The sequence below is a fragment of the Thalassospira sp. MBR-102 genome, assembly GCF_040549275.1.
Taxonomy (GTDB): domain Bacteria; phylum Pseudomonadota; class Alphaproteobacteria; order Rhodospirillales; family Thalassospiraceae; genus Thalassospira; species Thalassospira xiamenensis.
Map to the genome: position 1 here is coordinate 119,857 of NZ_JBEPTC010000007.1, position 15,232 is coordinate 135,088.

The following is a 15,232-nucleotide window of genomic DNA, read 5'->3' on the forward strand; positions in this document are numbered from 1 at the left end:
AATTTCAAGACCTGTGACCGGTGACGGGCAGGCGAAGGAGATCTTACGATGGCGGATAACAATTTCGACTTAATCGTTGTTGGCGCGGGCCCTGGTGGCTATGTCACGGCCATTCGTGCCGCACAGCTTGGCCTGAAAACCGCGGTTGTTGAACGCGAACATCTTGGCGGCATCTGCCTGAACTGGGGCTGTATTCCGACCAAGGCCCTGCTGCGTTCGGCAGAAGTCTATCGCAACATGCAGCATGCCAAGTCATTCGGCCTGTCATGTGAAAAGCCTTCCTTTGATCTGGATGCAGTCATTCAGCGTTCGCGCGGTGTTTCCAAGCAGCTTTCGGGCGGTGTTGGCCATCTTCTGAAGAAGAACAAGGTCACCGTGATCAACGGCGAAGCCAAATTCGACGGTCCGAAAAAGATCAAGGTCGAAGGCAAGGATGCCGGTACCTATACCGCAAAGAATTACATTATCGCGACCGGTGCACGGGCGCGCTCCCTGCCGGGGCTGGAAGCCGATGGCAAGGTGGTCTGGGATTATAAAAAGGCGATGACGCCTGACAAGATGCCCAAAAGCCTTGTGGTTGTCGGTTCAGGCGCGATTGGTATCGAATTTGCCAGCTTCTATCACACCATGGGTGCGGAAGTGACGGTGGTCGAAATCATGTCGCAGATCATGCCGGTCGAAGACAAGGAAGTGGCCGCCCTTGCGCAGAAGATGATGACCAAGGACGGGATGAAAATCCTGACGGAAGCCAAGGTCGCGAACCTTAAGCGCAACGCCGACAATGTTGTCGTCACGATTGAAACCAAGGACGGCAAGAAACAGGAATTGACTGTTGATCGCGTGATTTCCGCGGTTGGTGTGATCGGCAATACCGAAAATCTCGGTCTGGAAACCACCAAGGTCAAGGTTGATCGCAACGTCATTGATACGAACGAGTATTCGGCAACGGCAGAGCCGGGCATTTATGCCATTGGTGACGTCGCAGGCCCGCCGATGCTAGCGCACAAGGCTGAGCATGAAGGCGTCATCTGCGTTGAAAAGATTGCCGGTGTCAAAGGGGGGCACCCGCTTGATCCGCGCAAGATTCCGGGTTGCACCTATTGCCATCCGCAGGTGGCAAGTGTCGGTCTGACCGAAGCCAAAGCCAAGGAAGCCGGTTACGACGTCAAGGTCGGCAAATTCCCGTTCATCGGCAATGGCAAGGCGGTTGCACTGGGCGAGGCCGAAGGTCTGGTCAAAACGGTGTTTGATGCCAAGACCGGTGAATTGCTTGGTGCGCACATGGTTGGTGCCGAAGTGACCGAGCTGATCCAGGGCTTTGTCGTGGCCATGGGCCTCGAAACGACCGAAGAAGATCTGATGCATACGGTCTTCCCGCATCCGACCCTTTCGGAAATGATGCATGAGTCGGTCCTTGACGCCTATGGGCGTGCGATCCACTTCTAGAATACGGCGTTGTACCGGGCAAACATGCCCGGTATGACCGTTTTGGACGATTGTCGGTTTGACAAATGCGTGACGTGGCGGCACATTGCCGCCCGTCCAATCCTTCGGAGGTAACTCTATGTCGACGGCGCGCAACGAAGCACAGGCACTTCGTCACCCGGAAAAGCAGAAACGCCCGGATCGTCCGTCCGGACGCAAACCGGAATGGATTCGTGTCAAGGCGCCAACCTCGAAGGGGTATCAGGAAACGCGCGAACTTGCGCGCGGCCTGAATTTGCATACCGTCTGCGAAGAAGCGGCGTGCCCGAACATTGGTGAATGCTGGCAGAAGAAACACGCATCCTTCATGATCATGGGGGATACCTGCACGCGTGCCTGTTCGTTCTGTAACGTCAAGACCGGCATGCCCGGTGCGCTTGACCCGTTCGAGCCGGAAAACCTTGCGATGGCGGTTGCCGACATGGCGCTTAAACATGTCGTGATCACCTCGGTCGACCGTGATGATCTGGCCGATGGTGGGGCCGCACATTTTGCTCGCGTGATCGAGGCGATCCGCCATAAATCGCCGGAAACCACGATTGAAATTCTGACCCCCGATTTTCGCGATAAGCCAGGTGCCGTTGAAATCGTTGCCCGTGCACGTCCGGACGTTTTCAACCATAACCTTGAAACCGTTCCCAGACTCTATACCTCGATCCGGCCGGGCGCGCGCTATTACCAGTCGCTGCGCATTCTTGATCGCGTCAAACAGATTGATCCGACGATCTTTACCAAATCGGGCCTGATGGTCGGGTTTGGTGAAGAACGCCATGAACTGGCACAGGTCATGGACGATCTGCGGGTTGCGGATGTCGACTTCCTGACGATTGGCCAGTATTTGCAGCCGACGCTCAAGCACGAACCGGTTAACCGGTTCGTGACGCCGGACGAGTTCAAGGATTACGCCTCGATGGCGCGCGGCAAGGGCTTCCTGATGGTGTCGGCAACGCCGCTGACGCGTTCAAGCTATCATGCAGACCGTGATTTCGAGGAACTGCGCAAGGCACGCGAAAGAAAGCTTGCGGCTGCTGACGAAGCCAAAGCCAGAATGCAGGCAACAACAGCGGCGCAGTAAGTGCGCCGCATTTCAAACCGATAAACGCGACGACAAAGGAGATCAGGGTGCCGACGCATGCGGAGCGCAGGAAACTGCCCTATACGCCGGAACAGCTGTTTGACCTCGTCGCGGATATCGATTCCTATTCGGAATTTCTGCCATGGTGTGTGGCATCCCGTGTGCGCAAGCGTGATGGCGATGTTTTGCATGCCGATCTGGTGATCGGTTTCAAAATGTTTCGCGAAAAATACACATCAAAAGTCACGCTACAGCGCCCGGATCGGGTCGATGTCGAATATCTGCAGGGGCCGTTCAAGTACCTTAACAATCACTGGGTGTTTGAACCGGCGGAAGACGGTGGAACGTGGCTCGACTTCTTTGTCGATTTCGAATTCCGTTCTGCCCTGTTGCAGAAGATGATCGGGGTCGTTTTCAACGAGGCCGTCAAATTGATGGTTGGTGCATTTGAAACCCGCGCCCATCAGGTTTATGGCGAGCCGGACAAGGCCCTGTCAGATCGGTGAGTGCATGTTGCATTCACGCTGCAGGGGCGATGACGCGCCAACCTGATTAACCGGTTTTGCCGACCATTTCCGAAAGCATGTCATAGGCGTCGATGATGGTTGCCTTGCGTACCGCGTGGCGATCACCGTCATAGACCCGGCGACGGTGCAGGGTAGGCCGACCTTTTCCGGCGCACGCAAGATGGACAAGTCCAACCGGTTTTTCATCTGATCCGCCGCCCGGTCCGGCGATGCCGGTAACCGCGACAGCCAGTGTTGCCAGTGGTGCGCGGATCAGTGCGCCTTCGGCCATTGCGCGCGCGACCGGTTCTGAGACGGCACCATAGGTATCAAGCAATTCCTGCGGTACGCCGATCAGGCCGTGTTTTGCTTCGTTGGAATAAGTCACAAAGCCGCAATCGACAACGGACGAACTGCCATCAACGGCCGTCAGCCCGCCAGCTATAAGCCCGCCGGTACAGGATTCTGCGGTTGCGATCATTTCGCCTTTGGATTTGCATAGGGCAATCAGGTTTTCTGCGCGCGCAAGAATATCCGGTTCGATGTTCATGGGCGGTCAAACTCCTGCAAAGTAGCGGGCGGCGATCAATACAAACATGCCAAATATGCCCGCAAGGATGTCATCAAGCATGATGCCAAAACCGCCGCTGATCCGGCGGTCGATCCAGCGGATCGGCCAGGGTTTCAGAATATCGAAAAACCGGAACATGACAAATGCCGCCGCCAGCCAGCCGAGATCGACAAGCCCGTTGCCCAGCGGAACGACAAGTATGCAAAGCCATTGCCCTGCAACTTCGTCGATGACGATTTCACCGGGATCGTGAACCCCGATCATCTCACTGTATTTATGGGAAATCGGAATTCCGACAAGGAACACGATGACAATTCCGGCCAACAGAGCCGGGTATCCCAGCAAAACGGCGATTGCCCAGCCCACAGGAACAGCGGCCAGCGATCCCATCGTGCCAGGTGCCTTGGTGGTTCGTCCGCTGTAAAACCATGTTGCAGCACAGGTCAGCATGAATTGGGATAAACGCATGTTTTGAACGCTGTTGAATTCATCGGGAGATCATTGAGTAACATATTGAAGTGCAAAGCAGATGATTTTTTTACCCTTAAGGATGTGTTAACGTGCTTGCCTGTCTTCGCGCTAACAGGTAGCGTAAAGAAAATAGATATTCAGCCGGGGTCTGAAAAAAAACGGTTGTGCGTCGATTTCGTATCGAACGGGCAATGTTGGGTAAATAGGGGTTAGACACTGAGTATGTCGGCGTTCGAACGTGGCCGTCGCCTGATTGAAAAATGGTTTCCGGACCGGCACATCCTTGTGCGGTCCAATGATTCCGTTTCTCAAGTGCGGATTGGCAAATACGCTCAACTGACATTGGCATCGGTCGGGGTCCTTGCGATCACCTGGACGGTCGGGGTATCGGGTTATTCCTGGTATCTTGATCAACGGCTTGCCGCGCGTGAAGAACAGCTGTTTCGCAGCGAGCTTTCCTACAATCAGTTGATCGCACGTGTCACCGAAAGCCAGCGCCGTTTTGGTGAAATCACCTCACAGATGGAAGATACCCACCGTAATCTTCTGTCGATGGCTGAAAAGAATTTGATGCTGCAGGCCCGGGTTCAGGATTACACCTCGAAACTGGCGGTCAGTGAAAAGGAAAAAGTCCAGATTTCCGCCTTGCGGACATCCATGGATAATCAGATGAACGCGCTACAGACCCAGATTGACGGTATTACCAACCGCAATCTTGCCTTGCGCGACGAACTGGAAACTGTCGAAACCGTCATGTCGCGGGTTATGCGTGAACGTGATCAGGCAATGCAGCGTTCGAAAAAACTGCAATCGGAACTTGGTGAAGCACGTCAGCGGATTGCCGATCTGCATACCATCCAGAAGCAGGCGATGCAGCGCGTGGCGGAAACCGCCAACAGCACCATTCTGGAGCTGGAATCGGTGCTGGAAATGACCGGTCTTACGATGGACGAGGTTATTACGCCGCCCATGAAGCCGCAGGCGTCTGGAAGCGGCGAAGTTGCCGGTGGTGTGGGGGGGCCGTTTGTGGCGTTCGAGCCCGAGAACCCCGAGGACGAACAGTTTGTAAATGTGGCACTTGCCGTTGGTGATCGTATGGATCAGCTGGTAAGTTTGCATGAAAGAATAAAAAGAACCCCGTTGGGGGAGCCTGCGGATTCCTATTACCTGTCCAGTTCTTTCGGGAAGCGCAAGGATCCTATCAACGGCAAGTGGGCTTTTCATTCCGGCGTTGATCTTGCCGGGCCCATGAAAACACCAATCTATGCGACGGCCCCCGGAAAGGTGGTGTTCGCCGGATGGAGCGGAAAATACGGGAAGATGGTTGAAATTGACCATGGTAACGGCCTTCGAACCCGTTTCGGACATCTATACAAGGTCCTCGTCAAGAAGGGCGACGAAGTGAATTTAAAGGGCAAAATCGCATTGATGGGAAGTACCGGCCGTAGTACCGGCAGCCACGTGCACTATGAAGTTCTGGTTCACGACAAGCAGGTAGACCCCATCAAGTTTATTGAGGCGGGACATTATGTTTTCAAAAACGAGCAAGAGACAGCAGACAACGACTAATTCCCATAATTCGGCGACCGAAAAAAGAGGCGGTCTGTCGATTATCAATTCCGATCTTCGGGTTACCGGTGATCTGATCTCTGAGTCAGATGTTCAGGTGGACGGTTTTGTGAATGGCGACATTCGCACGCGTACCCTGACAATTGGTCAGAACGGCGAAGTCCGCGGCGAGATTGTCGCCGAAAAGGTTCGCATTTGTGGTTCTGTCACCGGTCAGGTTCGCGCCAGGGACGTTTCACTGGCGGAAACGGCCCGTATGCTGGGCGATATCCTTCATGAAAGCCTGTCGATCGAACCGGGTGCCCATATCGAAGGCCATTGCCGTCGCATTGAAGGTGCCGTCGAAGAGGGTGGCCTTACCGTCATTCAGGCCGGTCAGATCGTTGCCGCGAACGTGAAGAAAGAGCACAAACAATAAAAGGTTTGTGTTGGCAATCTTTCCCGCAGGCGAGCAAAGAATATAAAACCCGGAAAAGCTGCAAATCGCTTTTCCGGGTTTTCTTTATTCTGTCTGATCGGAATTGGCGTGCTTCGCGGGCCCGGTTTTCAGGCTTTTTCCGGCTGCGCGACCAGCGGCAGAAGCTCGTCCAGACCTTTTAAAACCACGTCTGCGCTATGAGACAGGCGTTCTGTTGGCTGCTGTGTCCGGTTGATCCAGGCCGTGCGGAACCCGAAATGCCCGGCACCGGCAATATCCCATCCGTTAGACGACTGGAATGATATTTCGGCGGGCGTCAATTCGAGCTGGTCAACCGCAAGCTGATAGACATCGGGGTGCGGTTTATACGTTTTGATATCATCCACACAGATGATCTGGTCAAACAGTGACAGAATCCCGGATGCCTTTGCGGCTGAAATCAGCATATGTTTGGCGCCGTTCGACAGGATCGCCAGCCTGTGCCCTTGGGATTTAAGTGTTTTCAGGGTTTCAACAACTTCGGGGAAAGTATCAAGCGACAGATAGGTTTCCATCAGTTTTGCGCGAAGGGCGGGGTCTTTTTTTCCGGTTGCTGCCATGGCGTAATCAAGAGCGTCACCGGTGACATTCCAGAAATCAGTGAAGTCGCCCATCAGACTGCGCAGCCATGTATATTCAAGCTGCTTTTGGCGCCAGATACTTGAAAGCCGGTCTGCTTCATCCCCGATGGTTTCCTTGAACCGGTCAACGGCCGATCCAACGTCGAACAGGGTACCATAGGCATCGAAAACGAATGCGCGGCAGGAAGTAAGTGCATTTTCTGACATTTGCTCTGGCCTCATCTGTCGGACTTGGTTTGATCGAATATGGTGTTCGCTTTGGCAAACCGCAAACGGTTCAACTGTCTCTAACGGATCGCTGTTGGTGGATCAAATCACTGGGAATTTGAGGGTGTTTCATCCTGCTGACCCATTGCGATTTCGTCGCGTGCGAAGCGTCGGCGATAGACATAGGTGCCTTCCATAACCCGCTGGACGTAATTGCGTGTCTCGCTATAGGGGATCATTTCGATCCAGTCGACCGGGTCAACATCGGCGTCTCGTGGATCACCATATTCTGCAATCCACTGTCTTACGCGGCTTGGACCGGCGTTATAGCTGGCGATGGTCAGTATTTCTTCACCATCCCAGCGATCCAGAAGTTTCGAAAGATATTCGCGCCCCAGCGAGATATTGAAGCCCGGATCGGCCGTCAGACGCGCGGTTTCGTATTCAAGATCAAGGTCCTTGGCCATGCGTTCGGCGGTTGCTGGCATCAACTGCATCAGGCCGCGTGCACCGGCCGACGAAACGGCTTCGGGGTTAAACAGGCTTTCCTGGCGCATGATTGCGTGGACCAGTGCGGGGTCGGGATTGTGACCAAGCGGTACCTGTTCATGAATGGGATAGGCGGCATCCAGATATCCGCTACCGGTCCGGATGCTGCGTTTGGCGGCAATGATTGCAAGGTCGGCACGGCCATATTCGCGCGCAAGATCGGTTGCCATGGCGAGATATTCCGGCTCGTCATGCGCATAAACAAGCGCCATGACAAACGGACGAATGATGTTGCCAAGGCCCATCTCGCCAAGTTTGCGGGTAACCTGTGTCAGTTCCTGCGATTCGAAATCGGCGCGTTGCTGTTCCGTCGGGACGGGTTGTTCAACAGAGTAGGTGGGCTTGGCACCCAGCGCGTCAATGGCAAGCTGGCCATAGAAGGTATGGGCGTGATCGGCTGCCAGCCTGTACCATTCGCGCGCCTTTTCCTTGTCCCCAATCGCATCGTTGGCCCGGCCGGCCCAATAGGCCCCGCGTGCACGGCTGATCGGGTATTGCACGACGTCATACTGGTTCTGGAAATGGGTCAGCGCGATGCGGGCATCGCCCAGGAATTCAAGGGCGATCCATCCGGCAAACCATTCTGCCTCGGCGATATCGCCTGCATCACTTTGGCCATGATTGGCAACCAGACGATAGGCATCGGTAATATGCCCCTTCTGAAGGGCGCGGCGCGCAAGAATCGCCTTTTCAATCCACCAGTATTGCGGCCGGATTGAAATATAGGCGAGATCATTGGCCTGCGAGAGCAGCAGGTCACGCGCTTCCTGATCGCGGTCCTTTATCCGGCGCCAGCGAACGCGTTCATAGATAAGGCCCGGATCGTTCTGGTATTTTTTGGGGACACGGTTGATTGCGCCGTCAACACCGGGGTCGAGCGACCGCAAGGCTGCGCGTGCCTTGGCCAGCAAAAGATAATCGTTGCTGACATATTTTTCAGTGCGGCTTGCCGGTCCAAGACGCCCCTCCCACAGAAGGCGGTCAAGGCGCTGTTGATGGGTTTCCTGATCGATATATTTGCCGTATCGATCCAGAAAACGCTTCTCCTGACCGGTGCCGAAGTTTTCATTCACCCAGCTGTTGCGTATGAGGGTGGTTGCGGCTTCAATTTCGCCGGTCACCAGAAGCGCCTTTATCTGGCGGGTGGCACCGTCTGCCGTAACCGGTGCGGACCGCTTGAACCATGCCAGAACGACATCGTCAGGAACGGCATCAGTCATGGCTTCTTCGGCGCGCTGACGCAGCAGTGACTGACTGGGCCATTTCGGATTGGCATCAATGAAATTTGTGATTTCTTCGAAACTGCGACCGGAATTCGGGCTGATCAGCCACATCCACTCGCTGGCTTTCTGAAGCAGCGGGTCGTCAAAGTTGGGAAGAAGTTTTTCGAATGTTTTTGTGCGGCCGTCTTCCAGCGCATCAAGAAAAACATTCAGCCGCGCACGGCTAACCGACGAAAACGCCGGTGATGGCGGCAGTTCGGTCAGGATATTTTTATCCTGACTTGCGGCCAATGCCTTATCGCCAATCGGCGTCAGCAAAGTGAACATACCAAGTGCCAATGCGCAGATCGAAACACCGCGGAAAGACGCATGCGCCATTTAAAATTCCCCTTTTGCCTTACGGCAGGTAATGCGCTCCAGACAACCTTATTATGGCAGTGAAACAGCCAATTGCCAATCGGTCGTAAGACGAAAGAGTAACCTTGATCAAACAAGGCGCGCTTTAATGTATACAGACGCTTGCCGGATGCCTTAACAGCCGCTATTTTCGCGTCGCTTTCAATCCACGATAAGATTTGGAGATATCGATGTTTAAGGGTTCGATTACCGCTTTGATTACACCGTTCACACAGGATGGTGCAATCGATGAGAAAGCGTTCCAGTCGTTTGTGGATTGGCAGCTTAAACAGGGCACGACCGGTGTTGTGCCGGTCGGAACCACGGGTGAATCGCCGACTTTGAGCCATGCGGAACACCACCGCGTTGTCGAACTGGCACTTGAAGTTGCCAAGGGCCGCGGCCCGGTTATTGCCGGAACGGGTTCAAATTCGACCGCCGAAGCGATTTCGCTGACCCGTCATGCCCAGAATGCCGGTGCGGATGCGGCACTTGTTGTAACACCGTATTACAATAAACCCGGTCAGCGTGGCCTGTATGCGCATTACAAGGCTATTCATGACGCGACCGATATTCCGATCGTGATCTACAACATTCCGGGCCGGTCGGTCGTGGACATGTCGGTTGATACGATGGCACAGCTTTCGAAACTGCCGCGTATCGTCGGTGTGAAGGACGCGACCAGCGATCTGGAACGTCCGGCATTGACGCGTTTGGCGGCAGGGGCGGATTTCTGCCAGTTGTCGGGCGAAGACGGCACCATTGTTCCGTTCCTGGCGCAGGGCGGGCATGGCTGCATTTCGGTCACGTCCAACATCGCGCCGAAGCTTTGCGCGGAATTGCACGCTGCATGGGCGGCCGGGAACATTGCCAAGGTTCAGGAGTTGAATTATCGACTTCTGCCGGTTCACAAGGCGATGTTCTGCGAAACCAGCCCGGGACCGGTCAAATATGCAGCCGAGCTTCTTGGCCTTTGCGGCAGCCACATGCGTCTGCCGATGGTCGAGATTACCGAAGAATCCAAGCAGCGCGTTGAATCCGCGCTGCGCACTGCCGGAATTTTGTCCTAAGGGATTAATTTCGGCCTACAAGTTGTTGTAATGGCACCGAAAAAAGAAGACAGCAATAATAAGGTCGTCGCGCAAAACAGGCGGGCCCGGTTTGATTTTTTCCTGACGGAAACTTTTGAAGCCGGGGTCGCCCTGCGCGGGACCGAGGTCAAGTCGCTTCGTGACGGCAAGGGGAACATTCAGGAATCCTATGCCGAAGAAAAGAACGGCGAGATCTGGCTGATTAATGCCTATATTCCGGAATATCAAAGCAAGATGCCGTTCGGCCATGAAGAACGCCGTCCGCGCAAGTTGCTTCTGCATAAACGTGAAATCACGAAAATGAGCGACGCCCTGAACAAAAAGGGGTTCACCCTTGTTCCGGTGAAGCTTTATTTCAATGACCGCGGCATCGCCAAGCTTGAACTGGCGATAGCGGAAGGCAAGAAAAAGGCTGATAAGCGCGAGGCGGTCAAGGAACGTGACTGGCAGCGTGACAAGGCCCGGATCATGCGGGATTTCGGATAATAGTCCTGCCTCGCAAGCATGTGTATTGCTTGCCAATGGCGATAGAATGCATAAATGGAGCAGACATGGTGAACATGACTGCGCCATTTTTCGTATGATGTGGTCAGGGAGGATGATGAATGGCTGATGGTTTCAGTGGCAAGATCAAGGAAAAGCTGATCGAAGCGAAACAGAAATGGGCAGAAAACGGCCGTCTTTTGACGGGGCAGGCCGATCATGCACATGAAAATCGCCTGCCACCCGGCCAGCGCGAGGTCAAGGACTGGCCGGTGCTTGATCTTGGCATTACGCCGCATGTCGGAACGGATGACTTTCGCCTGACGATTGATGGTGCGGTTGAAAACCCCGTCACGCTTGATTTCGGACAATTGCTTGATCTGCCGCCCTTTATGGCCAAAAACGATATTCATTGCGTGACCAGCTGGTCGCGCTACGACAATCACTGGCAGGGTGTGTCAGCCTTATCGCTTGCCGATCTGGTAAAGCCGACATCAGATGCCCGCCACGTGCTTTTCACCGCCCATGACGGCTATACGACCAATGTTCGGATTGATCAGTTTCTTGATGATGACGTGTTGCTGGCCCATCATTGGGAAGACGCACCATTGACCGAGGAACATGGCGGCCCGGTTCGGGTGATCATCCCCAAGCTGTATTTCTGGAAAAGTGCAAAATGGGTGAAGCAGATAACATTTTCCAAAACCGACAAACCCGGATTTTGGGAAGTACGTGGCTATCACAATAATGCCGATCCATGGACGGAAGAGCGATATGGCTAGGAAAACCAGAACTTTCGGAAACGGAATGCGGAATCTGTTGAATACCGGTTTGTGCGGCTTCATTTGCCTGATGATTGGAAATTCTGCCATGGCCAGCGATAAAGCGACCAACGCCTATGATTTTTCATTCCCGTCGATTGACGGGGGCGAAATCGACCTTGCGGATTATCGCGGCAAGGCGGTTCTGGTCGTCAATACGGCGTCGATGTGTGGTTACACCCCGCAATATACCGGGCTTCAGGCGCTATGGTCGGACTATCGGGCCGACGGACTGGTTGTTCTGGGGGTTCCTTCGGGCGATTTCGGCGGGCAGGAATACGCCGATGACAGCGAAATCAAGGATTTCTGTACCGTCAATTTTGATGTCGATTTCCCGATGACCACCAAACAGTCGGTTCGCGGAGAAGATGCGCATCCGTTCTTTAAATGGGCGGAGGCCGAACTTGGCAGCGATCAGGCCCCGAAATGGAATTTCCACAAATATCTGGTCGATCCGAACGGCAATCTGGTTGCCAGTTTTGCCACCCGGATCAAGCCGGAAGATGATGTGGTTGTGAGTGCAATCAAGGAAGCACTGTCAGGGTCTTGATGCCGGTCCCGATCAGCGCCGACCATCCATGACATCAAGGAAAACAAGACCGTACTGGTCGAGTTTCTTGACGCCAACCCCGTTGATTGATGCCATATCCTGCAATGTCCGTGGTTTGAAGCGGACCATTTCCCAAAGGGTTCTGTCACTGAAAATGACATAAGGCGGAACATTCTGGCTGGTGGCAAGCTCGCGGCGCAGGGTGCGTAGGCGCTCCCACAGATCACGATCTTCCTCGTTCTCGAACTCGGTATCGAAATCACGCAGCCGCTTGGTCATGGTGCGTTTGCTTTCGCCGGGGTCCTTGCGCATTTCAACGACTTTTTCGCCGCGCAGGACGGGGCGGGATTCTTCGGTCAGGTAAACGCCACCGTGCCCCTCGACATCGACCTGAAGATATCCCATGGCAAGCAACTGGCGGAAGACCGACCGCCATTGCGGCTGTGACACATCCTTGCCAATACCGTAAACCGAAAGGTCATCATGGCTGTTCTGACGGATTTTTTCGGTCTTGCGTCCCATCAGAACTTCGATGATGTGGGCCGGACCGAACCGCTGTCCGGTACGATAAACCGCCGAAAGTGCCTTACGCGATGCCTCGGTCGCATCCCAGGTATCGACCGGTTCAAGGCAGGTATCGCAATTGCCACAGGGTTTTGTGTCTTCTTCGCCGAAATAGGACAAAATCACCTGTCGGCGGCATCTGGTGGTTTCGGCAAGGCCAACCAGCGCATCGAGCTTGCGGCTTTCGATGCGTTTCTGACTGTCGGGCGCATCGGATGATGCCAGCATGGAACGAATGGAAACGATATCGGATAGATCGTAATTCATCCATGCATTGGCTGGCAGACCATCGCGGCCCGCACGGCCGGTTTCCTGATAATAGGCTTCCATGCTCTTGGGCAGGTTCAGATGGGCGACAAAACGGACATTCGGCTTGTCGATCCCCATGCCAAAGGCGACCGTGGCGCAAATGATCAGACCGTCTTCGCGCAGGAACCTGTCCTGATGAAGCTGTCTTGTTTCCTGTGTCAGACCTGCGTGATAAGGCAAGGCCGGGCGACCGTTATCGGTAAGCCATTGCGCGACATCCTCGGTCTTGCGACGCGACAGGCAATAGACAATCCCGGCATCTTCGGGATGCTCACGGTTCAGAAACGAAAGAAGGCGCTGCTTTGAATTGCCCTTTGTCTCGATCCGATAGGTAATGTTCGGGCGGTCAAAGCCGGTCAGGAAGCATTGCGCATTTGTCAGATGCAGGTTTTCGGCAATGTCCTTGCGGGTTGGCGTGTCCGCGGTTGCGGTCAAGGCAACCCGCGGTACATGCGGGAAACGCGTTGGCAGAAGGTCAAGCCGACGGTATTCCGGGCGGAAATCATGCCCCCATTGCGAAACACAGTGTGCTTCGTCAATGGCAAATAGCGATATGCTGATCCGGTCAAGCAGGTTCAGAAAACGATCCGTCGCAAACCGTTCCGGGGCGACATAAAGCAGATCGATATCGCCATCAATCGCGCGGGTTTCGATTTCGCGCGCCGCTTCGGGTGTAAGTGTCGAATTGATAAAGGCCGCCTTGACGCCAAGCTGGCTTAGCGCATCGACCTGATCCTTCATCAAGGCAATCAGGGGCGATACAACAATTGCCGTTCCCGAACGACAAAGGGCAGGGATCTGATAACATAAAGATTTGCCGCCACCGGTCGGCATCAGGACCAGTGCATCGTTTCCGGCAATCACATGATCGATGATTTCGGCCTGCTGACCGCGGAAGCTATCATAGCCGAAAACGTCCCGCAGGACGTCAATCGGCAGACGTTGCGCAGGTCGGTCGAGCAAGCCGGTTAGGGGTACTGTATCGGGCAATTTAACGGTCCAGATGTGCGCGGATATCGACAAAGACGTTTTCAAACATCTCTGGCGTCAGGCGATAGGTCTGGGTGTTGTAACGCGAACAGTGATAGCTATCAAACAGTGTAATCCCGTTTTCCATTTGATGGGATGCCCCATGACCGAATTTCAGGGATGAAAGTTTTAGGCCAAAGGTGCGCAGCATTGCCTGATGGGCCACCTGTCCAAGGCACAGAATGGCCGAAAGGTTTTTCATCGCGGCAAATTCACTGATCAGGAAGGGGCGGCAGGTATTGGCTTCGGGGCCTGTCGGCTTGTTTTCAGGCGGTACGCATTTGACGGCATTGGTGATCCGGCAATCAACCAGTTCAAGCCCGTCGTCGGGGCGCTTTGCATAGGTGCCCGTGGCGAAGCCGAATTTCTTGAGCGTGCCGTAAAGCAGATCACCGGCATAATCACCGGTGAAAGGACGGCCGGTTGCATTCGCCCCCTTTAACCCCGGGGCAAGACCGACGACAAGCAGACGTGCGTCAAGGGGGCCGAACGGGCGGACGGGGCCGTTATGAAAATCGGGAAACTTTGCCTGATTGGCACGGCGGAACTCAACAAGGCGCGGGCAAAGTAGGCAGTCCCTGTCGGGTTGCAGATAGGTGGTCATGACGTGTCCGACAGTTTGCCGGGCGCAATGCGTGCTGCGCCCGGTCGTTTGGTTGAAAAAGGTGATTAATCGAAATCAATTTCATTCAGATCAGGATGTTCCGGGTGATCATCAAAATCCGGATGATCGTCTTCGCGACGCTGCTGAATCTTGCGGGCGATTGTCCCTTCCAGTTCCGTCAGCTCGATAAAGTTGTCGGCCTGACGACGCAATTCATCGGCAACCATTGGCGGATTTGATTTCACGGTCGACACAACAGTGACACGAACGCCTTTGCGCTGAACAGCGTCAACAAGGCGGCGGAAATCGCCATCGCCGGAGAAAATGACAACATGATCAAGATGTTGTGCCATTTCCATCACGTCGATTGCCAGCTCGATATCCATGTTGCCTTTGATCTTGCGGCGACCTGCGGCATCGGTGAATTCCTTGGTCGGTTTGGTGACCATGGTATAGCCGTTATAGTCAAGCCAGTCGACGAGCGGACGGATGGGGGAATATTCCTGATCTTCGATCAGTGCGGTGTAATAAAAGGCCCGGATCAGTTGACCTTTTTGTGCAAAAAGATCAAGTAAGCGTTTGTAATCTATGTCGAAACCAAGGGCCCTGGCCGCGGCATAGAGGTTCGAGCCGTCAATGAACAGCCCGATGCGTTCCTGCGGGTAAAAAATCATCTGAAAATTCCTCAAAC

The 15,232-nt window shown here is 54.4% G+C and carries 16 protein-coding genes; 9 read left to right on the plus strand and 7 right to left on the minus strand.

The features are described 5' to 3' along the window. Window positions 1–48: 48 nt before the first annotated feature. The 3 genes from lpdA (at window position 49) to ABIE64_RS13515 (ending at window position 3,066) form a co-directional block, all read left to right on the plus strand. Window positions 49–1,446, plus strand: coding sequence for a dihydrolipoyl dehydrogenase (lpdA, locus tag ABIE64_RS13505; protein ID WP_354377702.1), 1,398 nt, complete (start codon window positions 49–51; stop codon window positions 1,444–1,446). A gap of 118 nt (window positions 1,447–1,564) precedes the next feature. Continuing rightward, complete coding sequence (gene lipA, locus ABIE64_RS13510; RefSeq protein ID WP_007089472.1) at window positions 1,565–2,560, plus strand: lipoyl synthase; 996 nt, start codon at window positions 1,565–1,567, stop codon at window positions 2,558–2,560. 47 nt (window positions 2,561–2,607) lie between these two features. Further along, a complete protein-coding gene (locus ABIE64_RS13515; protein WP_007089473.1) occupies window positions 2,608–3,066 on the plus strand; it encodes a type II toxin-antitoxin system RatA family toxin in 459 nt (152 codons plus the stop codon). A gap of 46 nt (window positions 3,067–3,112) precedes the next feature. Here the strand turns inward: ABIE64_RS13515 and ABIE64_RS13520 are convergent, their stop codons facing one another. After that, on the minus strand, window positions 3,113–3,616 hold the full coding sequence (locus ABIE64_RS13520) for a CinA family protein (RefSeq protein ID WP_037991249.1): 504 nt from the start codon (window positions 3,614–3,616) through the stop codon (window positions 3,113–3,115). 6 nt (window positions 3,617–3,622) lie between these two features. After that, window positions 3,623–4,105, minus strand: coding sequence for a phosphatidylglycerophosphatase A family protein (locus ABIE64_RS13525; protein ID WP_354377703.1), 483 nt, complete (start codon window positions 4,103–4,105; stop codon window positions 3,623–3,625). Between the two features lie 225 nt (window positions 4,106–4,330). Here ABIE64_RS13525 and ABIE64_RS13530 point away from each other — a divergent pair, with 225 nt between their 5' ends. After that, window positions 4,331–5,677: a peptidoglycan DD-metalloendopeptidase family protein gene (locus tag ABIE64_RS13530; protein WP_354377704.1), complete on the plus strand. Its 1,347-nt coding sequence runs from the start codon at window positions 4,331–4,333 to the stop codon at window positions 5,675–5,677. Beyond that, window positions 5,637–6,095, plus strand: coding sequence for a bactofilin family protein (locus ABIE64_RS13535; RefSeq protein WP_007089477.1), 459 nt, complete (start codon window positions 5,637–5,639; stop codon window positions 6,093–6,095). The genes ABIE64_RS13530 and ABIE64_RS13535 overlap by 41 nt, the downstream gene beginning before the upstream one ends. A 128-nt stretch (window positions 6,096–6,223) precedes the next feature. Here ABIE64_RS13535 and ABIE64_RS13540 read toward each other — a convergent pair whose 3' ends face one another. Both ABIE64_RS13540 and ABIE64_RS13545 read right to left on the minus strand, forming a co-directional pair. Further along, on the minus strand, window positions 6,224–6,922 hold the full coding sequence (locus ABIE64_RS13540; protein ID WP_037991247.1) for a haloacid dehalogenase type II: 699 nt from the start codon (window positions 6,920–6,922) through the stop codon (window positions 6,224–6,226). A gap of 107 nt (window positions 6,923–7,029) precedes the next feature. After that, entirely contained in the window at window positions 7,030–9,072 is a 2,043-nt protein-coding gene (locus ABIE64_RS13545) for a lytic transglycosylase domain-containing protein (protein ID WP_341364075.1), read from the minus strand. Between the two features lie 209 nt (window positions 9,073–9,281). On the opposite strand from ABIE64_RS13545, the gene dapA reads away from it, so the two are divergent. The 4 genes from dapA (at window position 9,282) to ABIE64_RS13565 (ending at window position 12,035) form a co-directional block, all read left to right on the plus strand. Beyond that, window positions 9,282–10,160, plus strand: coding sequence for a 4-hydroxy-tetrahydrodipicolinate synthase (dapA, locus tag ABIE64_RS13550; protein WP_007089480.1), 879 nt, complete (start codon window positions 9,282–9,284; stop codon window positions 10,158–10,160). 30 nt (window positions 10,161–10,190) lie between these two features. Continuing rightward, window positions 10,191–10,667, plus strand: a complete 477-nt coding sequence (gene smpB / locus ABIE64_RS13555) for an SsrA-binding protein SmpB (RefSeq protein ID WP_007089481.1) — start codon at window positions 10,191–10,193, stop codon at window positions 10,665–10,667. 119 nt (window positions 10,668–10,786) lie between these two features. Next, window positions 10,787–11,446 carry a sulfite oxidase-like oxidoreductase gene (locus ABIE64_RS13560; protein ID WP_354377705.1) on the plus strand — a complete coding sequence of 220 codons (660 nt, stop codon included), beginning with the start codon at window positions 10,787–10,789 and terminating at the stop codon, window positions 11,444–11,446. An 88-nt stretch (window positions 11,447–11,534) separates the two neighbouring features. Then, window positions 11,535–12,035, plus strand: coding sequence for a glutathione peroxidase (locus tag ABIE64_RS13565; RefSeq protein WP_139328143.1), 501 nt, complete (start codon window positions 11,535–11,537; stop codon window positions 12,033–12,035). A 12-nt stretch (window positions 12,036–12,047) separates the two neighbouring features. Here ABIE64_RS13565 and recQ read toward each other — a convergent pair whose 3' ends face one another. The 3 genes from recQ to ABIE64_RS13580 form a co-directional block, all read right to left on the minus strand. After that, window positions 12,048–13,898: a DNA helicase RecQ gene (gene recQ, locus ABIE64_RS13570; RefSeq protein WP_354377706.1), complete on the minus strand. Its 1,851-nt coding sequence runs from the start codon at window positions 13,896–13,898 to the stop codon at window positions 12,048–12,050. Window position 13,899: 1 nt separating this feature from the next. Further along, on the minus strand, window positions 13,900–14,541 hold the full coding sequence (locus tag ABIE64_RS13575) for a uracil-DNA glycosylase (RefSeq protein WP_354377707.1): 642 nt from the start codon (window positions 14,539–14,541) through the stop codon (window positions 13,900–13,902). Window positions 14,542–14,606: 65 nt separating this feature from the next. Beyond that, the gene (locus tag ABIE64_RS13580) at window positions 14,607–15,215 is read right to left on the minus strand and encodes a LabA-like NYN domain-containing protein (RefSeq protein WP_007089486.1); all 609 of its coding nucleotides are present in this window, start codon (window positions 15,213–15,215) and stop codon (window positions 14,607–14,609) included. Window positions 15,216–15,232: the final 17 nt, after the last annotated feature.